This window comes from Tumebacillus amylolyticus (assembly GCF_016722965.1).
In the GTDB taxonomy this organism is placed as follows: domain Bacteria; phylum Bacillota; class Bacilli; order Tumebacillales; family Tumebacillaceae; genus Tumebacillus; species Tumebacillus amylolyticus.
The window spans coordinates 199,354-218,569 of record NZ_JAEQNB010000002.1; the positions used below are offsets into that span (position 1 = coordinate 199,354).

Below are 19,216 nucleotides of genomic sequence, written 5' to 3' on the forward strand. Positions count from 1 at the left end.
GTTTTGGTAAAGATTCCATGACCACCAAAACATATCCAACTTCTCCCTCTCCGTGGTACACTACAAGAAAACGATTTCACAAAAAGGAGATCGAACCATGAGTACCACTCCAAAGGTCCGTCCCTCTCAGATTCTGCTCTTGTTCCTTTTCATGAACATTATCAACTATGTCGACCGTCAAGTAGTCTCCGGCGTCCTCCCGCTTCTCAAGGACCACTTCTCCCTGACAGACGCCGCCCTCGGTTTACTCGGCACCGCCTTCATGATTACGTACTCCCTCACCGCCATCCCCTTCGGCGCTTGGTCGGACCGCTGGATGCCGCACAAAGTGGCGGCGATCGGAGTCGCGGTCTGGTCCGTCGCGACGGTGTCCTCCGCTCTTGCTTGGTCCTTCGCTTCGCTGTTCGTCTTCCGCGCACTCGTCGGGGTTGGGGAAGCGGCGTACGTCTCGACCGCGAGTACGATTCTCTCGGGAGCGTATCCGGAGGGCAAACGTTCCGGCATCCTCGGCCTCTTCAACCTCGGCATGCCGATCGGAGGAGCCATCGGGGTCATGCTCGGAGGTTGGATCGGAACGCAGTTCGGCTGGCAGTGGGCGTTCTTCCTCGTCGGGGTTCCGGGTCTCCTCCTCGCCTACTTCGCCTGGAAACTGCCTTTGCAAAAACCGGCCAACACGCCGACTCGTCCCAAATTCAAACTCAGCGAACTCGGCACGCTCCTGAAAAACAAAGCGTTCTTCTGGGTCGCACTCGGCTATGCAGGCATCTCCTTTGCATTCGGAGCGATTGTGCTGTTCGTCCCGACCTTCTTCCAACGAGAACTCGGTTACGAACTGGGTACGGCCACGATGCTCGCCGGAGCCCTCCAAGTCGGAGCCGGCCTGCTCGGAGCTCCCATCGGAGGCTGGGTGGCAGACTTCTGGCAGAAACGCGACAAAAGAGGCCGTGCCTACACGCTGGTTCTCTCCATGACCGCATCGGCCATCTGCTTGTGGATCGGCTTGATTTTCCACAGCCTGCCGCTGTTCTTCCTCTCCGCGTTCTTCATGCTCTGGCACGTCGGCGTCGCGGCCGCCTTGATTTTCGACGTGACCGATGCGAGCGTCTGGAACACCGCCAATGCACTCGCCATGTTCACCATGCACTTGCTCGGCGACATCCCCAGCCCGGTCATCGTCGGCTTCATCTCCGACAAGTTCTCCCTGACCACGGCGTTCGCAGTTATGCCGATCGCCCTGCTCCTCGCTTCCCTGTTCTTCTGGAAAGCGAGCACCTACCAATCTCGAGAAAGCAAAACCCCGCGTCTGCTGTAGACGCGGGGTTTTTTTATGCCTTCACCCAGTAGACGACCGCGAGGAACGCAATCGCCACAATCCAATACACAACCTTGATCATCGCTTGCTTTTCCTTGGACAGACGCTCCAAGTGAATCTCTTCTACCTTGTTCCCGATCTTCGGTTCGTTGCGCAAGTAGATGCGCTCCCAGTTCGGGAGATGGCGATAGAGAATCCCCGCCACCATCACCAGCAGCGCGAGCGAACTCCCCAGCGGCTGGTCGATCCAGAGAAAGAACGCAACCGCCCCGAAGATCACAATCGTCGTCGCGACGACGATGTAGCGAATCAACAAGACCAACAACACGTATGCTGCCACAACCACGATGATCGGAATCGGATACAGTGCCAACAAAGACCCGCCCGCCGTCGCCAGCGCTTTCCCGCCGCGGAATCCGGTGTAGAACGAGAAGGCGTGCCCGAGCACCGTCCCTGTTGCCGTCCAGAACGCCAATACTTGATCGTCCGTAATCAACAAGACGATCAGCGTCGGCAGGAAGCCCTTGAGGATGTCGCAAATCAGGACGGTGATCGCCGCACTCTTGCCGTACATCGCCAGCGTGTTCGCCGTACCCGGATTGCCGCTGCCTTGCTCAAAGATGTTCCCGCCTCGACTCTTAGACACCAAAAACGCAAACGGAGTCGAACCCACGATATAACCGATCAATAAAACCATCAACATAAAAAAGGTCATTTCGTCACCTCATGACGTAACATTCTGAATCCATTGTATCAAAAAGGGCTGTCGGGAGAAATCCCCCGACAGCCCCGGACGTTACTCGCGATCCCACAACCCCATCTCGCGCATCACGTTCACGACGCGATCCGGGTAGTCGCTGCAGATCCCGTCCACGCCCCACGAGAGCAACTTGCGAATCTCGTCCTCGTCGTTAATCGTCCAAACGTGGACCTTCACTCCATGCTCATGCGCAATCTGCACAGAGCGCGGTGTGACAACCGAGATTCCATACTGCGAAACCGGAACTTGAAACGCATCGACCGGCGGCTTGTAGAATTTCTGCATCCCGCAGCGCCAATAGCAGATGAACTCCACCATGTTGCGCGTATTGGCCGACGTCGCGACATGGCTCATCCCGAGCTTTCGGAAGCGGTTCATCGTCACGCTGTGAAACGACGTCACCAACACCCGTTCCTGCGCGCGAAAACGCTTGATCGTCTCCACCAGCGCCATCTCCATCGGCGGGGTCTTCTGCTTGATGTCCATGTTCACGCGGATGCCCGGAAACTCTTCCAACACTTCCTCAAGCGTCGGAATACTCACGCCCTTGCCTCGAAACGGGAACGTCCGCCCCCCGTCCAGCGTGAACTTGTAGCCGAAATCGATCTCCTTGAGCTCGGCCAGCGTTTTGTCACGAATCCACCCGCGAGCGTCGGTCAAACGGTCGACCGTCTCGTCATGACTGAGCACCACATGCCCGTCCTTCGTCATGTGAATGTCCGTTTCAAACGCATCGGACCCCATCTGCACCGCCAACTGAAACGCCTCGCGCGTGTTCGACGGCGCGTGGCCGGATGCGCCTTGGTGTGCAAGTACCATCGGACGCGGCAGGTCCAAGTAGGGCTTGATCTTGCTCTTGCGATCCCCCATGAGTCTCCCCCGTTTCTCTCTCCCGAAACATCCCTAGATCGTACGCGCGATCATCTGTGCGCGTTCTGGATGCGCTTTCACCGAAACTTCCGTGTCTGCTCCCCGAAGCGTCAACACGGCTTCGCGAGGGTCTGCCAGTTCCAGACCCGCCACTTCTGCACCTTCCAAAGCCAGCATTCGCTTCTGCGGCGAAACCAAGCAGACGACGCCGTCCAGCACAGACAGGTACAACCTCGCCCCCGCCTCCACGTCCTCCCAAGGACCGCGCAAGTACGTGACGGGCCCTTCGTAGCGGACGGCACGCTCTTCGTATGCAACGCGTGCGAGGGACAGCAGGCCGCTTTTTTTCGACTCGCGAACTTGGCCGATCACGATGCCGATCAAAATCAACGTCGCCAAGATGCCGATAAACATCCCGAGCCCCCCTCTCAGTGAGCGTCGTGCGCGTTGCGCGGGTCTTGTTCATGCCAAAGCCCGATGCTACGCAAGATCTCTTCTCGTTGGGCCTCGTACTGCGAAGTCGGAATCACCGGCTCCAAGTCGGTGTCCTGGATCGGATTCGCCAAAGTGAGCCACGACTTGCATCCGATGTACTCGTCCTCGACGTTGATCGTCTTCGGCTCCGTCAGACGGTACGCACGCAGGAGCAAGATGTGCAGAGGGCGGTCTCCTTGCCAGTTCAGACGCTCTTCTGCATAATTCTGCGTCATCACATGGTAAGCGTCGAACTTTTTGAGCAGTTCCACGTCGTCCTTGATCACGATATCGTCGGTCACATGTCCAACGTGCGTAATCGTCACGAGTTTGGGCGGCAGTTCGCGACCTTCGAGGGTTTTGGCGATCACGTCTTTATACGCGGGTTTGATCAGGTCGGCACGCTGATGCTCATACGTCGGATAGAGGTAGAACGACTGCTCCTCCAACCGGAATTCCCGCGTCTCTTCCGTGATGCCGCCCTTGCGAATCAAGACGATCTGATCGCCCGCGGCAATCGCTTCGATGCAGACAGCCCACTCCTTCAACGCCACTTCCTTGATCGGCAAGTGGGGGCTGTGTACGTTCACGGAGAAAGATCGGAAGCTCACTGACATGGAATTCACTCCTTCGGTTCGGGTGGTACACCTTGAGAGGTTAGTTTTGCCAAACGTCGCTTTCTTATCACGCGATAGAGAATCGGCGCCAACAGAGAAAGCAAAACGACCACGACGATCCAATAGCGGAACGGGTACACGATTCCTTCAATCTGCCGCCACCGATGCCCCACAAAGCTTCCGAGCAACAAAAAAGTCAGCGCCCACACCAGCGCGCCCAGGTACGCAAACGGAGCAAAAATTCGAAACTTCATCTGCGTCACACCGGCGGTCAACGCCGTCACATGACGGAACCCCGGCACGAAATAGCCAAAAAACAACATGACCCGCCCGTAGCGTTCCATGTAGCGCTCCACTTTGAGCAACCGCTCCTCCGTCAAATGCAGAAATCGTCCAAACTTGGTGACGACCCCGTACCCGACGAAACGACCGATCAGATAACTGAGCGTGATGCCGCAGATGCTGCCAAGCACCGCCGCGGCCAAAACACCCCAGAAATTCATATGCCCTTTATGAACAAGCACTCCGACGAACGAAAGCAACGTTTCATCCGGCAGAGGAATCCCTACAATCCCCAGCAACAACAAGATAAACAGCCCTAGGTACCCATAATGGTCGAGGAACTGCAACCAATGTTCGATCGAAATCACCCCATCGATATCAAAAAAGCAACTCGGCCGTCCTCAGTCCGGCAAGAGAGTATTGAACCATTCTCCCGCAAGATAGATCGCCAGCACAGATGAGACAGACAACAACATCATCCACATGAATTTACGCATCTCGGGACCCTCCTGGACAATCTATGTCGTGTACGCAAGAAAAAGCATGCATCACTGCATGCTTTTACTATGTCCAGAAGCGTGCCCCAAGCATTACTCTGTTGCCGCAGCCAATGCCGGGCCGCCGACCAACTTGGATTCCACGCCGTTTTCCTTCCACTCCTCGATGAGGGTGGCCACGGTATCCGGCGCAAGCGGGAAGACTTGGATCACGACGAGCATGTCGAGCATGGCTTTCTGCTCGTTTTTGCGCGCGCGTTGCAGCACGTCCGCCACGGTGTCCATCTCATCCGGCACGAGGCCGCCCTCAGCTGCACGGATGTAGATGATGTTCTGACCGAACGCCACTTCGTAGACATTGTCAGACTCGGCCGGAGCCGGGAATGCACGTTCTTTGAAACGGGAGGTCAAGCCCATTTTTTGTACCGGATTCAATTTGGTGCGCTTCAACAGCGCTTTGATATCGAAAGTTTCGCTCATGTGCGGAATCCCCTTCCAATCAATCAAACTACGATTCTAGTCTAGTATAGCTTCCTCGGGACACATGGGCAACCAAATCGAAATGCGCGTGCCCCGCCCAATCTCGCTCTCAATCTCCATGTCTCCTCCGTGCGCCTCAATGATCGCTTTGGAGTTGTGCAGACCGAGTCCGGTGCCCTTGCTTTTCGTCGTGTAAAACGGCTCGAAAATGTCTTGCAAACGGTCCTCCGGAATCCCTTGACCCGTGTCCCGAACTTCGATCACGACAAAGTCAGGCTCCTCCTCCGGGCGCTTGACCGTCAACTCGATCTCGCCGCCTGCAGGCGTTGCGTCGATGGCGTTTCTGAACAAGTTCAGGATGACTTGATGCAATTGATCGCAATCGGCACGAAGGAGGCCGACTTCCTCATAGTTCTCCACCAGCCGCAAGTTCGCTTCTCGGAACACACCTTGCATGAGATTGCACGTACTTCTCAAGAGTTCGATGATGTCGCACTCCTTGAAATCGGGATTCTGCGGGCGCGAGATGTCGAGGAAGTGGTTGACGAGACCTTCGATGCGGGAGATTTCCCGTAAGATCATCTGCCCTTTTTTCTCCGACTTTTCGGAAAAATCTTCCTGCCCCAGCATCAATTGCATCGCCAATTTGATCACGGCGACCGGATTGCGAATTTCGTGTGCAATCTGGGCGGCGAACATGCCCATCGTGGACAAGCGCTCCGATTGGCGCAAGTTATGCTCCATGCGGACATAGCGGGTCATGTCACGTCCGACCAGCAACAACGTCGTCTGCTGCACCATCGGGTCGATGACCCAGCGGGCATCCCAAAACAGATGACACTCCGCCCCCGTCACCGGGTGGAGGAGTTTTTCATGAAAGTCGGTCAGGTCGCACTGTTCCAGCAACGCGACCACCGGAGCGCTTTTTTCGGAAAAAAGGTCTTGCAGCCGTGGAGCTCCTGCGACCGGCATCATAAGCTCGGCCGCCTGGTTGCGGTGTACGATGTTGCCCTTCGCGTCTGTGATCAAGATGAGATGGTTGGACGTTTCGGTGATTTTCTCTTGCAAAAGCAACGTACGGTAATGTTGCGATTTCAAAATCATCGCTTTCTCGATGGCATGCGTGATCGAGAGGACGGTTCCCAGCATATACGGGCTGTGCTCCGTCTTGTACGCGGCAATCGCGAGCGCTCCGATGACAGTTCCATGCTCGTCATGGAGCGGAGACGCCGCGCAAGACATCCCGTGCAAGTCGGTCAGATAATGATCGGTGCCGACGATGTGGACCGAACGATTTTCGGCGATCGCCGTGCCCAGGGCATTGGCTCCGAAAATGGGCTCCGACCAGCACATGCCGGGCGTTGTATGCTGCTTCAAAATTTCATCAGGCAAGCGTTCTCCGCGCGTGGCAAGCAGAACGGAGTCAACGTCACAAACGGCGACGATGCACTCGCTTTCCACGGTACGGTAGAGGTGATCAATATAAGGAAGCGCCGATTCCAGCAAAAGTCGGTTCGCAAAGATGCGCTGTTGCAAGTCAGAAGCCGGGACGGGTAGAACGGAGGGAAATGCGTTCGGATCGATCCCATACGAACGGGAACGAGCCCACGCTTCCGCAAACTCGGGCGACGGGTTCAATTTTAGATCATTCATCGCGTGTAGGTCCCTTTCTGCTCATTTCGAACTTCCGTTATTATAGCAGATTTCAAAAGGGTTGTCGGTTCGGATGTCGAAGTACTGGTAAGACATGAACAATCTGGAGGCCATGCATGAAAGTAACAAAACACCGCCCTGACTTCGTACTGTTCCTCGTCGTAATCCTGTTGTCGTTAATCGGGTTGGTGGCCGTCTATAGTGCCAGTGCGATCTATGCGTACAAGACGCAAGACACGCCTGACTATTATTTTCTGCGCCAACTCATGTTTTTTGTCATGGGGCTGTTCGGGATGTTGTTTGCGATGAACACGCCGTACAAGTTGTGGTACAAGTTGTCGCGTCCCATGCTTTTGGTCACCTATCTCCTGCTGCTTCTGGTCTTGATTCCGGGAGTCGGCACGAACGTCAACGGAGCGAACCGTTGGATCGGCCTCGGGCCGTTCTCGTTCCAACCGACGGAGATTGCGATGATCACGATCAACCTCTACCTCGCCTACCTGCTCACGAAAAAAGGCGACCGGGTCGCCGACCCGAAAGCCTCTTTTTGGCCGTCGATTATCCTCGTGGTGGTCGGTTTCGTCCTGATCATCGCAGAGCCGGACATGGACACGGCGATCACGTTTGCAGGAGGTCCGTTCCTGATCATGTTCGTCGCGGGCGTGCCTTGGAAGCACTTGCGCAACACCGCCTTGCTCGCCGTCGTGACCTCGGTGCCGCTGGCGCTGATGGGCTATCGCGGGGAACGAATCTGGTCGTACATGGACCCGTTCAAGCATATGGACGGTGACGGCTACCAGATCGTGCAGTCTCTGTTTGCCATCTCGACCGGGGGTTGGATGGGACGCGGCTTGGGACACTCGATTGAGAAGTTCTCGTACTTGCCGGAAGCTCATACCGACTTTATCTTCGCGATTTTCTCGGAGGAGTGGGGCTTGTTCGGCGGACTGTTCCTGATCGTGCTCTACGGCGTCGTCATCTGGCGCGGCATTCACATCGCGCTGACGGTGCAGGACAAATTCGCCCAGTTGGTGGCAATCGGGATCACGTCCGTCATTGCGATGGCTGTTTTTTTCAACATCGGTTCGGTTACCGGACTGCTGCCGGTCATCGGGGTCCCGCTTCCGTTCATCTCGTACGGCGGGACGTCGTTGCTCTTAAAGCTGTTTATGATGGGCATCCTGTTGAACATCTCGCGCTACACGGCACGACCTGAGGAAGTGGACAATTCCTTGTTGCCCGCCAGTGCTCCGCGCATCAAGCACGGAGCCTCGATCGATATGACCAGTTCGCGTTTTGACGCATAATGAGGTGACTTCTATGACGAACACTCCGCAAGACTTGGGTTTTGGTGTCAGCCTGATCGACCTGCAAGAATCGGGTGAAAAAGGCCGCACCGGCGCGTACATCGTGCGCGGAGAGAGCAAAACCGCGCTGATCGAAGTCGGTTCTTCCCACGCAGCCCAGACGATTCTCGACAACATCGCGGCGATGGGGTTGCAACCGACCGACATCGACTATGTGATCGTGACGCACATCCACCTCGACCACTCCGGCGGTGTGGGCTACATCTTGCCGCAGTTTCCGAACGCGACGGTGGTCTGCCACCCGCGTGCGGCACGCCATCTGATCGACCCGACGCGGTTGATCGCCGGTGCGAGTGCCGTGTATGGAGAAGACTTGGAGCGCATCTTCGGCACGATCTTGCCGGTGCCGGAGGAACGAGTTCTGGCACTTGCGGACGGCGAGACGCTTGATCTCGGCGGACGGACGTTGACGTTCTATGACACGCCGGGCCACGCGAGACATCATTGCTCCATTCACGACAGCGGCTCAGAGGGGATCTTCACCGGCGACACGGTGAGCATCCGCTATGTGCCGGAGTTGACGGGCTGGGATTTCGCTTGCTTGTTCCCGTCCACGTCGCCGTCGGAGTTTGATCGTGACGCGGTGTTCCAGACGGTCGAGCGTTTGCAGAAGCTTCATGCGAAACGAATCTACCACACGCATTTCGGTGTGACGGAACCGGCAACGTATGCGTTTGAACGAACGCTCAAGACGGTCGCCGACTACGACGCTTTCTCCCGCGAGATGTTCCGACCGGGCCTTCCGTGGGAAGACTTGGCGGAACGAATTCGCGAGTACATCCGCGCAGATCTTGCCGAGCACGGGCACCACGTCCACGATCTCAGCGGGATCGAACTCGACATTCGCTTGAACGCGCAAGGCATGCTGTTCGTGCTGGAGAAGGAACACGCCAAGCAGAATCAATAAGGATTGCGAAAAAAAAACACCCTGTACGCCGACGCGTCAGGGTGTTTTTTTTTTCGTGGATCAGAACTTGAACTTGTCGACCAACATCGTCAACTCCTCGGCGAGCGAGGAGAGCGAGGAGGCGGAACCTGCGATTTCTTTCATAGAAGCGAGTTGTTCTTGGGCGACGGCGGAGACGTTGTGCGTCCCTGCGGCGGCGCTGGTCGAGACTTGGGAGATGCGTCCGAATTGCTGAACGACATGCGTGGTGCCGTCCGACATTTGGTCGGAGGCGGTGGAGACCGTTTGGATGCGTTCGGCAACTTGCGTGACCGCTTCCAAGATCTGCTGAAATTTCTCCCCCGCTTCGTTCACCACGCCGATCCCGACGGTGACTTCCTCCGTTCCCAACTCCATCGAAGAGATCGCCAGCGTCGTCTCCTCTTGAATGGCCTGAATCAAACCGGAGATCTCCTGCGCCGACCGACTTGATTGCTCCGCCAATTTGCGCACTTCATCTGCTACGACCGCGAATCCGCGTCCTTGCTCGCCGGCGCGTGCCGCTTCAATCGCAGCATTCAACGCCAACAGATTCGTCTGCGCTGAAATCGCCGTGATCGCCCCGAGGATGTTGCCAATCTGTTCGGAGCGCTCGCCCAGTTTCTGCACGACACCGGACAGCCCTTCAATCGTCGTGTGGATCGATGTCATCTGGTCAATCGCCGAACGGATCGACTCATTGCCCGCCCGCGCAATCTCCGACGTGTGTTGCGCCATCTCCGAGACACGGCCTGCGTTGCGGGCAATCTGCTTCGAAGAGATCGACATGAGCTCCATCTCTTGGGCACACGCCCCCACGCTCTCGACTTGGTGTTCCGCGCCATCGGCAATCTCTTGGATCGTCGACGAAATTTGCTCGGTCGCCGCCGTCGTCACCGATGCGGTCGTCGTCAACGCCTCCGACGAGACCGACACTTGATCGGCGCTGACCCGAATCTGGGAGATGAGGCCGCGAAGTTTTTCCGTCATTTTGTTATAAGAGCCGGCGAGATCGCCGATTTCGTCGTTGTGGTTGACGTTCAACTTGCGCGTCAAGTCGGCATCGCCCTCGGCGATCTCCACCAACTGCAAGTTGATCTCGCGCAACGGGCCCAGCACCGTGCGAATGAACACGAAGATCGCCAGCACCGCCGAAAGTACCGCACTTGCCCCTCCGTAGAAAATCCACCCCTTCGCATCGGCAATCGCTTGTTGCCCGTCCGCCCACGTCGCAGCGTTGATCTTGGCGAACTCCGCGAGCAACTTGTTGCTCTCCGTGCGAAGGCTCTCCACGTCCGCATCGACCGTCAAACTGTCAGCACGCGCCGCGTCGAGATGCCCGCCGCGGGCTTGTTGAACCTCAGCGTCCAACTTGCTTTGCAGAGCTGTGACTTTCGGGAGGAGGTTCGACTCCACCAGTTGTTGGATCCCCTCATGACCCAACTCCCCGGAGCGCACGACCTCCATGTCTTGGTGCAACTTGCCGACGGCCGCTTCATAACCTGCCAACGCATCCTCTCGACCGGACAGCAGATACCCGCGCACCGAGTTCTGCATCGCGGCGAGATCGACGACCAACCCCTCGGCCGCCTTGGACTTTGGCTGCAACTGCTCCACGACCGTTCCTTCCAGATGTTCCAGACTCGTGAAGTGCTGGTAACACCTCCACCCGATCAAGAGCAGCAACACCACGACAATGCCGTTCCAAATCACCATGCGCACGCGCAAGGAGTAACGCCGTTTTTTCTTGATGTTCATATCCCCAAGTACCCCCCAAAGTTTCAGGCCCAAAATTTCTAAATCTCCTTCGACATGGGTTAACTTGAAACCTTTTTAATTAAATACGATGTTTTGAGCCGTTCGTAAATGAGAAGGTTTAAAAAAAAGAACCATGCGCCCTCCGGCACACGGTTCTCCTGTTCTAGTATTTGAACTTTCCGACCAACTCTTGCAATTCGTCGGCGAGATGGGCCAGACTGGACGCCGAACTCGCAATTTCTTGCATCGACGCCAACTGCTCTTGCGCGACGGCGGAGGCATTCTGCGTGCCGGACGCAGCGCCCTCTGCCACTTGCGAAATCATCTCGAATTGCTGCACCACTTGCGAGGTCCCTGCCGACATCTGTTGCGACGCCGCAGAAACTTCGCGAATCTGGGACGCCACATCGTTGACCGCTTCGAAGATTTGCTCAAACGAGGCCCCCGCCGTGTTCACCACGTTGATCCCCACCGTGACTTCCTGCGTGCCTTTTTCCATCGAGGTCATCGCAAGTCCCGTCTCCTCTTGAATCGCACGGATCAGTTCCCCGATCTCTTGCGCCGACGCGCTGGACTGTTCGGCGAGTTTGCGAACTTCATCGGCGACGACCGCAAAACCGCGTCCTTGCTCCCCGGCCCGTGCCGCTTCAATGGCGGCGTTGAGTGCGAGGAGGTTGGTCTGTGCGGAGATCGCGGTGATCACTTCAATAATATTGCCGATCTGCTCCGAACGCTGACCGAGTTTCTGAACGACGCCGGAGAGGTCTTCAATCGTCGAATGAATGGAGTTCATCTGGTCAATCGCCGACCGAATCGCCCGATTGCCGACGGTGGCAATTTCCGAAGTCTGGTTCGCCATCTGCGAAACATGGTTCGCACTCGACGCGATCTGTTGCGCCCCCGACGACATCTGGTCCATCTCTTGCGCGCAATCCCCGACGCTGCGCACTTGGTGGTCCGCCCCTTCGGCAATTTCGAGAATCGTGCCGGAGATTTGCTCGGTCGCTTGCTTGGTCAAATCTGCAGAAGCGTTCAACTCTTCTGCGGAGGACGCCACCTGCTCGGCACTTTCGCTGATCTGCGCGACCAGTCCTCGCAAGTTGTCGACCATGCCGTTAAACGAAGCGGCGAGGTCCCCGATCTCGTCGTTGTTTTTGATCGAGATGTGCTTCGTGAGGTCCCCGTCACCCGATGCGATCTCTGCCAATTGCGCGTTGACGTCTCGAATCGGGGTGAGAATCGTGCGAATGAGCACGAAGGTGAGGATCAGCGCAAATGCGATCGCCAGCGGGCCAGCGGTCAAAATCCACATCCTCGCCGACTTTGTCGCGCCTTTGCTGTCGTTCCACGAATCTGCCGTCAATTTGTCGATGTCTGCATTGATCTGCGTGTACAGGGTGCGGAAACTGTCCATCGCCGCTTTGCCGTCGTTGATATGCGTGCGTGCGTCCTCTACTTTGCCCGCTTTGACGAGTTGAATTTGACCCGCAAAGTAGGTTTGCAGCTTCTGAATGTGCGGGAGTGCTTGGCTCTCGACGAGGTCCTTCATGATCGGATGGTCACCTTCATGCGTGCGGATCGTCTCCAAGTCCTTCTGCAACTGGTCTTGACCTGCTCTATACGGATCGAGGTATTCGTCCTTGCCGGTGATCACGTAGCCTCGAACGCCGGTCTCCATATTCACGAGGTCGGTCAGCAGATTGTGTGCCGCCGTTCCGGTCGGAATGGCGTCCGTCACAATCGTGTTCGATTGTTGTTCCAACTCCCCGAAAATCTGGTAACAAGTTACACAGATGAAGATGAGGAAAAAGACAACGATGCTGTTCGTTAACCCTGTGCGAAGACGCAACGGAACCCGAATTCTCTTTTTCATAAGAACAAAACACCCTCCCTCAATTGCTTAATAATACTTTATATACTTTTATCTCCTATCCTTTCCCGTTCGACAATTGCTTCAAAGAAACCTCCTTTCACCGCTTTATAAAAAAAAGCAGGCAGGGCTTGTGCCCGCCTGCTTTTTCCTACTTCTGCAGAGAAAACGTGTGTCGAATCGGATAGTCAGGACCCGTAGGTCCCGAGGAGACCGACTCATACAGATGCACGCCGTCCACGACCCAGCTCAATCCCGATGGGGGCGCCCCCACCGACTCCGGACGAAACTTGAGGTCGGCGCTGTACAACCGCCCGAGCGTAATGTGCGGACGGTACTCGCCGTGGTTGTGCGCTTCTACGTCAAATTCCGCCGAGAGCGCCGTCACGACGCTGTGTTGGAGACGTTGCAACGCCGACATGTCACGCCCGATGCCGCACCAGACCACTTTGGCACGCGGAAACCAACCGACGTTGCCAAGTTCCAATTCGAACGCTTGATGCGCCCGAACGGCAGGTTCGACCAAGTCAATCAGCGTCGCCACCTGTACCTCGTCGAGGTTGCCCATGAACTGCACGGTGAGATGCATCTGTTCCGGCCGGTACCAACGTTTGAGATCGAGATGCGGTTCCAGCCTTTTTTGCAACTCGATCAGTTCCGGGCCGCATACGGACGCCGGAACCTCCACCCCGAGAAAGTAACGTCCTGCCATTCACGTCTCCTCCCTTGCAGAGAGTTTCTTACGCGAAAAACTTCTGTGCCCGTTCCAAGTCGTTGTGATCGTCTACTTCAACCCAACGCAGGTCGCCGACATCGACGACGCCGAGCTTCCACCCTTCACGGATCAGTTCTTGGAACGCACGCTCGTAGTATTCGTTGAGTTCGCCCTGTTCAACCAGTTGCGCGAGGTGGCGGATGATGCCCGGCACGTCCTCGGCGTTCATCTTGCAGAGGCCGATCGATTCGCCCAAGCCGCGCTCGACGGTGATCTCCTTGCTCAGTTCCGTCACATGGCCGTTCTCATCGAGGACGAATTTCATCGCTTCTTCGTCCAGTTTCATTTGCATGTCCACCGCCAAGTGGCTCGCCGGATGAGCTGCGACGCGGGAGAGAATCTCGTTGTCGAGCAACAGGTCGCCGTCGGTGAGCACGAAACCGTCCGTCAGGAACTCCTGCGCGCAGAGCAACGTGTAGCCGTTGTTGGTCTCGTCATAGCGCTCGTTGTGAACGAGACGCACCGGCGTGCCGTGCGTTTTTTGCCATTCCTCTACGAAAGCGGCGATTTGATCCTGCAGATAGCCCGTGATCAGAACCACTTCGGAAAAAGCGCGAGTTTCCTCGGCTCCTTCTAAAAAGCGTTGCAAAATCGACTTGCCCCCGACTTCAACCAAGCACTTCGGCTTTGAATCGGTCAACGGACGCAGGCGAGAACCGACGCCCGCCACTAAGATTACCAGTTTCATGATTGTCTTCACTCCTAATTAACGGGTCGCGGCCACTTCGACGGCTGCGTCCTCCTGCTTGATCTGGAATCCGCGCTCCATCAGGTCGAGGAACGCCAGTACATGCTCTTCGCGAACATGTCCGATGTTGGCGATTTGGAACGCACGACCGAGCAGCGGGCCTTTGCCGCGGTAGATGACGTAGTTGTGTTGCTTGACCCACTCGTGGAACGCTTCGACATCGATGCCGTCCGGGTAGTAGACCGTGGTCAGGACGCGGGACATCTGGGATTCTTCGATCGGGAACGACATGCCGAGTTTCTTCAAACGGTTGCGAATCAAGCTCGTCAAGTAGCCATAGTGCTGCATGCGCTTTTCCAGCGTATCTTGGAGCAGTTCGTCCAGCGCCGTTTCCAACGCGTAGAACAGCGAAACCGCCGGGGTGTTCGGGGTCTGGTAGTGCAAATCCTCGAACTCGTAATGGCGGTAGAGATCGAGATAGCGGGTGTGTGCTTGCTGGCCTTTGAGGGCTTGGAACGCGTTGCGCTTGCCACAGACGAACGCGAGGCCCGGAAGCGAGGCGAGGGCTTTGTTGGCAGACGCGGTGCAGAAGGTGATGTTTGCTTTTTCCACGTTCAGCGCTTCGGCTCCGATGGACGAAACGGCGTCGACGAGGAAATCGACGTTGTACGGTTTGAGCAGAGCTCCGATTTCGTTGATCGGGTTGAGCATCCCCGTGGACGTTTCGTGGTGCACCATCATCAGCGCATCGAAGGAGCCGTTTGCGACGGTCTCTTCGATTTTTTCGAGATTCATCGGGTGGGTCCAACCGAATTCCAAAGCGGTGAAGTTCAGATCATGACAACGGGCGAGGTCGATCAAGCGGTTGCCGAACTCCCCGTTGGAGAGAATCAGCAGTTTCTTGCCCGGCCCGTAGGAGGACAGCAACGCTTCGTTCGCGGCGGTGCCGGAACCGGTGAGGATGACGTTGGTGTAGTCGTGGGTCGCGCCGTAGACTTTGTTCAGTTTGGCACGGCAGCGGGTCAAGATCTCGATGAACTCCGTCTCGCGGTGCCCGATGTCGGCGTGCAGGAGAGCCGATTTTACTTTTTTCGAGACCATGACCGGGCCCGGGCAGAGCAGGACTTGCTCGGAGACTTGCGGAGCGGGAACTTCTTCACGCTTTTCCGTAAACAAGCGAACGGCTTGCAGGTAGTCGGTTACGAAGTCGATTTCAATCCACGTGTTCTCCTCGACCGCCTGCAACGTGAAACCGTGCGAAGCAGCGAGGTCATTGAAAGCTTCCTCATAATAGCCGTCCTTGTGAAGCTCAAGCGCTGCAAAAAACGGCGCATTCGCATCCGCCGTCACATACGCAACGCCGATGAACTCGCCACGGGAGCGGTCGGAAGGAATCGTTTTGCTGAGGAAGATCTCACCGTTCTCTTCGGTGACTTTCATCTCTTCGGGAGAGGAGATCGACTTCGCTTCGAACAGCAACGTATTCTCGGTCAAACCGATCAAGGCGTCGAACACGGCGTCCTCGGCCACCACGTCGCCGTCGAGCAGGAAGAACGAGTCGTTCTGCACAAACTTGGACGCAAGCCATGTCGAGTAGGCGGTCGATGTGGTTTTGTACGAAGCGTTTTCCACGATGTTCACGAGAACTCGCGGGTTGGATGCCGCGAGATGGTCGCGGATCGCTTGGCCTTCATAGCCGATGACCACGGTAACTTCCGTGACGCCGACATGGGCCAATTGACGAATCTGGCGGGAGAGAATCGTTTCAGAACCGATCGGCAAGAGTGCCTTCGGGAGAGTTTGTGTAATCGGGGCGAGACGTTCGCCGTCGCCGGCGGCCAAGATGACTGCTTTCATGCCCGAGACCTCATTTCATTGAAAAATAATGTTTCCATGCTTTCAGCGGTTTGTAGATCGCAAACAAAGCGGAGATCGCCACGATGCCGACCAGCGTCCAGTACGCGCCGAGAATCGCAGCCGCGAGGACGACGAACGCGTATTGCTCGTCAATGGAGAAGTCGATGACGAATTTGCGACGACCGGCGGTCGGACGTCCGAGTGCCGGACCGGCAGAAGCTGCGGCTTGTTGTTCAGCCTGGGATTGCGGGATGGCACGGTTCATTTGACCGTAGTACTCCAAGAGGAACAGGAAGAACAAAGCTCCAAGCGCCCACAGATAGACGGTCGTATCGCCGCCGTGCGTGCGCGAGTAGCCCAGAGCAAGCGTCGTGACAAAAGCGAACTCCTTGATTCGGTCGCACATCTGGTCGAGCCAACCGCCAAACGGACTCATCTTGCCGGTGAAACGGGCGAGTTGTCCGTCGCACCAGTCGAGGACATAGGACACGTAGAGAATCAACGCGCCGAGGATCAGCGCCAGGGTGGAGCCTTGGTAGAAGAACCCGCAGGCCCCGAGGCCGAGAACGAGCGAGATCAACGTCATGTGATTGGGATGCAAGCCCATGCGGGCCGCGACGTCGGTGACCGGAATCGACAGCCAGGTGTAACACTTTCCTAAGTAGTAGTTGCTGTACTTCGTGACCGACTCGATCTGTCGGTATCTGTCCTGCAAACTCATGTGAATGCCATCCCCCTGTTATTTCAAAAGTCTTGCAGATTTTTTACAAGAAAAGACTTGTTTTTAGTAGATTCCACACTCAAGCATACATCCAAACGAGGGCAAAAACAACAACAAAAGCTTGGCATCTCACGACCGAAAAAACCATTTCTTCCGAGCCGATATCGAAAAAAATAAGCCGACCCCCTCGTCGAGGGATCGACTTATTTATTTCCTACGCAATATATTAAAACTTGCTCCAGTCCACATGCTTGTTCAAAATCGAAACGAACGTCTCCAGACCTTTGCGGTCTTCGTCGTCGAAGCGTTCGGCAACCGGAGCGTCGATGTCGAGGACCCCGATCAGGCGGTCGCCGTCGAGAATCGGGACGACGATTTCCGAACGAGAGGCCGCGTCGCAGGCGATGTGTCCGGGGAATGCATGCACATCCGGCACCACGATGGTCTCACGGTTGGTAGCACTCGTGCCGCAGACGCCCTTGCCAAGCGGGATGCGCACACAAGCCGGTTTGCCCATGAACGGGCCGAGGATCAGTTGCTCCTCGCGATAGAGGTAGAAGCCCGACCAGTTGATAGTCTCCAATTGCAAGTACAAAAGACTCGCTGCGTTCGCCAGATTCGCGATCCAATCCGGCTCGCCTTCGAGCAGATGATCCAATTGCGAATTCAGTTCTTGATAAAAGGCGACTTTGTCACCTGAAATTTTCGTCGTTTCAAACATGGATGAATCCACTCCTCTCCATCATCTCAAACTGTCCCCCATTGTATCACAATTTGCCAATCCGAAAAACTTGATCGCTTTAATGGTGGATTGAATTATGTTATGATTCTTGGAGATTCTAGAGATATTATCAGCTAAAGGGGTTTCGAACCAATATGGCTTTGCATCGGTATTCTCGTACGGAATTGGTCATCGGGCCGGAGGGTCTGGAGAAGTTGAAAGGCAGTACCGTCGTCGTGCTCGGCATGGGCGGCGTCGGGTCGTACACCGTCGAAGCACTCGCCCGTTGCGGCGTGGGTCGTCTGGTGCTTGTGGACAAGGACGACGTGGACATCACCAACATCAACCGCCAGATTCCCGCGCTGACGCACACCGTCGGCTTGGACAAAGTGGACGTCATGATGGAGCGCGTCAAACAGATCGACCCGGAGATCGACGTGGTTCCGCTCAAAATGTTCTATCTGGAAGAGTCGAAGGACTCGATTTTTGCATACGAACCGGATTACGTGGTCGATGCGATCGACACGATCTCGGCGAAGATCCTCGCTATCGTCGAATGCCACAAACGCGGCATCCCGATCGTCTCTTCGATGGGCGCCGCGAACAAGATCGACCCGACGCAATTCCGCGTCATGGACATCTCCAAGACCAAGATCGACCCCATCGCCAAGATCATCCGCCGCAAGTTGAAAGACTACGGCATCTACAAGGGCGTCAAAGTCGTCTGCTCTCTGGAAAACCCGCGCAAACCGCGCGAGGACGTCACCGACCAGATCGTCCCGCAAGCGGTCAAAGAGGGCGAAGCTCCGCGCAAAGCGAAGAACCCGCCCGCTTCGATCGCCTTCGTGCCGCCGGTCGCCGGCCTCACGCTCTCCTACGTCGTCGTCACAGACCTCGTCGGCATCAAGTAAACGCAACACATAAGCAAAAAAGGAACGCAGCCTCGTGGCAAGCGTTCCTTTTTTACGTTTATCAACAGACTTTTACGTTTATACACAGATTTTATCCACATTATCCACAGACGTTATCAACAATATCCACAGGTTGATTATTCATATCGTTTGTCATGATACAGCACATACCCGACCGGATGGTGCGTGAAATGCAACACCGGGTCGCCGGGGTTGTCCGGAGTGGCGTAGGCATGATTTTTGTCGATGTACTCCCCTTGCATCTCAATCGGTTGTCCCTCTTCCAGTCCGACAATCCGCTGCTTGAGCCCGAGGTTGTCCCCAAAGCGCACCGCGCAGAACGCTTCCGGCAACACGAGGGATTTGTCTGCGCCCTTGATCGTGACCACTTCGATGTGGTCGATCAAGAAGTGCATGTGTCCGACGTGACCGTCCAACTTGTCCGGTTCAACCCGTTTGACCACCGCTTTGACATGCACGAGCGGTCCCTTCAACGAAAGCGCGTACTTGTGGTGCGGCAATTCGCAGTTCGCAAGCGTGTGCCCGAAGATCGGGTGGCGAAGCACTTGTTGTTGGTCTTGGGACATGAGAGACACCTCCGATAGGGTTTGGGTCACTGCATACTTTTATTATAAGTCATAATTTTCAAAAATAATAGATAGTAAAAAAGAAAACCCC

General features: G+C 56.1%; 19 protein-coding genes. 4 read left to right on the forward strand and 15 right to left on the reverse strand.

Features of this window, described 5'->3' with window-relative positions:
* Positions 1 to 97: 97 nt before the first annotated feature.
* The gene (locus tag JJB07_RS07885; protein ID WP_201633295.1) at positions 98 to 1,312 is read left to right on the forward strand and encodes a spinster family MFS transporter; all 1,215 of its coding nucleotides are present in this window, start codon (positions 98 to 100) and stop codon (positions 1,310 to 1,312) included.
* Between the two features lie 13 nt (positions 1,313 to 1,325).
* Here the strand turns inward: JJB07_RS07885 and plsY are convergent, their stop codons facing one another.
* The 7 genes from plsY to JJB07_RS07920 all read right to left on the reverse strand — a co-directional run bounded on the left by plsY (position 1,326) and on the right by JJB07_RS07920 (position 6,945).
* Positions 1,326 to 2,027: a glycerol-3-phosphate 1-O-acyltransferase PlsY gene (plsY, locus tag JJB07_RS07890; RefSeq protein WP_201633298.1), complete on the reverse strand. Its 702-nt coding sequence runs from the start codon at positions 2,025 to 2,027 to the stop codon at positions 1,326 to 1,328.
* 81 nt (positions 2,028 to 2,108) lie between these two features.
* On the reverse strand, positions 2,109 to 2,942 hold the full coding sequence (locus tag JJB07_RS07895) for a glycerophosphodiester phosphodiesterase family protein (protein WP_201633301.1): 834 nt from the start codon (positions 2,940 to 2,942) through the stop codon (positions 2,109 to 2,111).
* A gap of 33 nt (positions 2,943 to 2,975) precedes the next feature.
* Positions 2,976 to 3,356, reverse strand: coding sequence for a hypothetical protein (locus JJB07_RS07900; protein WP_201633304.1), 381 nt, complete (start codon positions 3,354 to 3,356; stop codon positions 2,976 to 2,978).
* 14 nt (positions 3,357 to 3,370) lie between these two features.
* Positions 3,371 to 4,033, reverse strand: a complete 663-nt coding sequence (locus JJB07_RS07905) for a DUF1802 family protein (RefSeq protein WP_201633307.1) — start codon at positions 4,031 to 4,033, stop codon at positions 3,371 to 3,373.
* 5 nt (positions 4,034 to 4,038) lie between these two features.
* A complete protein-coding gene (locus tag JJB07_RS07910) occupies positions 4,039 to 4,683 on the reverse strand; it encodes a VTT domain-containing protein (RefSeq protein ID WP_201633310.1) in 645 nt (214 codons plus the stop codon).
* 222 nt (positions 4,684 to 4,905) lie between these two features.
* Positions 4,906 to 5,292, reverse strand: coding sequence for a hypothetical protein (locus JJB07_RS07915; protein WP_201633312.1), 387 nt, complete (start codon positions 5,290 to 5,292; stop codon positions 4,906 to 4,908).
* 36 nt (positions 5,293 to 5,328) lie between these two features.
* Positions 5,329 to 6,945: an ATP-binding protein gene (locus tag JJB07_RS07920; RefSeq protein WP_201633315.1), complete on the reverse strand. Its 1,617-nt coding sequence runs from the start codon at positions 6,943 to 6,945 to the stop codon at positions 5,329 to 5,331.
* Between the two features lie 116 nt (positions 6,946 to 7,061).
* Here JJB07_RS07920 and ftsW point away from each other — a divergent pair, with 116 nt between their 5' ends.
* Both ftsW and JJB07_RS07930 read left to right on the forward strand, forming a co-directional pair.
* Complete coding sequence (gene ftsW / locus JJB07_RS07925; RefSeq protein WP_201633318.1) at positions 7,062 to 8,252, forward strand: putative lipid II flippase FtsW; 1,191 nt, start codon at positions 7,062 to 7,064, stop codon at positions 8,250 to 8,252.
* Positions 8,253 to 8,265: 13 nt separating this feature from the next.
* A complete protein-coding gene (locus JJB07_RS07930; RefSeq protein WP_201633321.1) occupies positions 8,266 to 9,219 on the forward strand; it encodes an MBL fold metallo-hydrolase in 954 nt (317 codons plus the stop codon).
* Positions 9,220 to 9,279: 60 nt separating this feature from the next.
* On the opposite strand, the gene JJB07_RS07935 is transcribed toward JJB07_RS07930, so the two are convergent.
* The 7 genes from JJB07_RS07935 to JJB07_RS07965 all read right to left on the reverse strand — a co-directional run bounded on the left by JJB07_RS07935 (position 9,280) and on the right by JJB07_RS07965 (position 17,627).
* Complete coding sequence (locus tag JJB07_RS07935; RefSeq protein WP_201633324.1) at positions 9,280 to 10,995, reverse strand: methyl-accepting chemotaxis protein; 1,716 nt, start codon at positions 10,993 to 10,995, stop codon at positions 9,280 to 9,282.
* A 163-nt stretch (positions 10,996 to 11,158) separates the two neighbouring features.
* Positions 11,159 to 12,868 (reverse strand): methyl-accepting chemotaxis protein, encoded by a 1,710-nt coding sequence (locus JJB07_RS07940; protein WP_201633326.1) that lies wholly within the window; start codon positions 12,866 to 12,868, stop codon positions 11,159 to 11,161.
* Positions 12,869 to 13,016: 148 nt separating this feature from the next.
* A complete protein-coding gene (gene thpR / locus JJB07_RS07945; protein ID WP_201633329.1) occupies positions 13,017 to 13,577 on the reverse strand; it encodes an RNA 2',3'-cyclic phosphodiesterase in 561 nt (186 codons plus the stop codon).
* A gap of 28 nt (positions 13,578 to 13,605) precedes the next feature.
* Positions 13,606 to 14,328 carry a phosphocholine cytidylyltransferase family protein gene (locus tag JJB07_RS07950; protein ID WP_201633332.1) on the reverse strand — a complete coding sequence of 241 codons (723 nt, stop codon included), beginning with the start codon at positions 14,326 to 14,328 and terminating at the stop codon, positions 13,606 to 13,608.
* Between the two features lie 18 nt (positions 14,329 to 14,346).
* Positions 14,347 to 16,185: an aminotransferase class V-fold PLP-dependent enzyme gene (locus JJB07_RS07955; RefSeq protein WP_201633335.1), complete on the reverse strand. Its 1,839-nt coding sequence runs from the start codon at positions 16,183 to 16,185 to the stop codon at positions 14,347 to 14,349.
* A 10-nt stretch (positions 16,186 to 16,195) separates the two neighbouring features.
* Positions 16,196 to 16,906: a CDP-alcohol phosphatidyltransferase family protein gene (locus tag JJB07_RS07960; protein WP_201633336.1), complete on the reverse strand. Its 711-nt coding sequence runs from the start codon at positions 16,904 to 16,906 to the stop codon at positions 16,196 to 16,198.
* Between the two features lie 226 nt (positions 16,907 to 17,132).
* The gene (locus tag JJB07_RS07965; RefSeq protein ID WP_201633339.1) at positions 17,133 to 17,627 is read right to left on the reverse strand and encodes a GAF domain-containing protein; all 495 of its coding nucleotides are present in this window, start codon (positions 17,625 to 17,627) and stop codon (positions 17,133 to 17,135) included.
* A 155-nt stretch (positions 17,628 to 17,782) separates the two neighbouring features.
* Between JJB07_RS07965 and JJB07_RS07970 the strand changes: the two genes are divergently transcribed.
* Entirely contained in the window at positions 17,783 to 18,538 is a 756-nt protein-coding gene (locus JJB07_RS07970; protein ID WP_201633341.1) for a tRNA threonylcarbamoyladenosine dehydratase, read from the forward strand.
* 137 nt (positions 18,539 to 18,675) lie between these two features.
* Here JJB07_RS07970 and JJB07_RS07975 read toward each other — a convergent pair whose 3' ends face one another.
* Entirely contained in the window at positions 18,676 to 19,125 is a 450-nt protein-coding gene (locus JJB07_RS07975; protein WP_201633344.1) for a hypothetical protein, read from the reverse strand.
* Positions 19,126 to 19,216 lie beyond the last annotated feature (91 nt).

Bases quoted from the DNA above. Each gene is read 5' to 3' on its own strand.
- plsY (WP_201633298.1), bottom strand. From the start codon at position 2,027: ATGACCTTTTTTATGTTGATGGTTTTATTGATCGGTTATATCGTGGGT.
- JJB07_RS07975 (WP_201633344.1), bottom strand. From the start codon at position 19,125: ATGTCCCAAGACCAACAACAAGTGCTTCGCCACCCGATCTTCGGGCAC.
- JJB07_RS07950 (WP_201633332.1), bottom strand. From the start codon at position 14,328: ATGAAACTGGTAATCTTAGTGGCGGGCGTCGGTTCTCGCCTGCGTCCG.
- JJB07_RS07930 (WP_201633321.1), top strand. From the start codon at position 8,266: ATGACGAACACTCCGCAAGACTTGGGTTTTGGTGTCAGCCTGATCGAC.
- thpR (WP_201633329.1), bottom strand. From the start codon at position 13,577: ATGGCAGGACGTTACTTTCTCGGGGTGGAGGTTCCGGCGTCCGTATGC.
- JJB07_RS07955 (WP_201633335.1), bottom strand. From the start codon at position 16,185: ATGAAAGCAGTCATCTTGGCCGCCGGCGACGGCGAACGTCTCGCCCCG.
- JJB07_RS07885 (WP_201633295.1), top strand. From the start codon at position 98: ATGAGTACCACTCCAAAGGTCCGTCCCTCTCAGATTCTGCTCTTGTTC.
- JJB07_RS07895 (WP_201633301.1), bottom strand. From the start codon at position 2,942: ATGGGGGATCGCAAGAGCAAGATCAAGCCCTACTTGGACCTGCCGCGT.
- JJB07_RS07915 (WP_201633312.1), bottom strand. From the start codon at position 5,292: ATGAGCGAAACTTTCGATATCAAAGCGCTGTTGAAGCGCACCAAATTG.
- JJB07_RS07905 (WP_201633307.1), bottom strand. From the start codon at position 4,033: ATGTCAGTGAGCTTCCGATCTTTCTCCGTGAACGTACACAGCCCCCAC.
- ftsW (WP_201633318.1), top strand. From the start codon at position 7,062: ATGAAAGTAACAAAACACCGCCCTGACTTCGTACTGTTCCTCGTCGTA.
- JJB07_RS07900 (WP_201633304.1), bottom strand. From the start codon at position 3,356: ATGTTTATCGGCATCTTGGCGACGTTGATTTTGATCGGCATCGTGATC.
- JJB07_RS07970 (WP_201633341.1), top strand. From the start codon at position 17,783: ATGGCTTTGCATCGGTATTCTCGTACGGAATTGGTCATCGGGCCGGAG.
- JJB07_RS07965 (WP_201633339.1), bottom strand. From the start codon at position 17,627: ATGTTTGAAACGACGAAAATTTCAGGTGACAAAGTCGCCTTTTATCAA.
- JJB07_RS07935 (WP_201633324.1), bottom strand. From the start codon at position 10,995: ATGAACATCAAGAAAAAACGGCGTTACTCCTTGCGCGTGCGCATGGTG.
- JJB07_RS07940 (WP_201633326.1), bottom strand. From the start codon at position 12,868: ATGAAAAAGAGAATTCGGGTTCCGTTGCGTCTTCGCACAGGGTTAACG.
- JJB07_RS07960 (WP_201633336.1), bottom strand. From the start codon at position 16,906: ATGAGTTTGCAGGACAGATACCGACAGATCGAGTCGGTCACGAAGTAC.
- JJB07_RS07920 (WP_201633315.1), bottom strand. From the start codon at position 6,945: ATGAATGATCTAAAATTGAACCCGTCGCCCGAGTTTGCGGAAGCGTGG.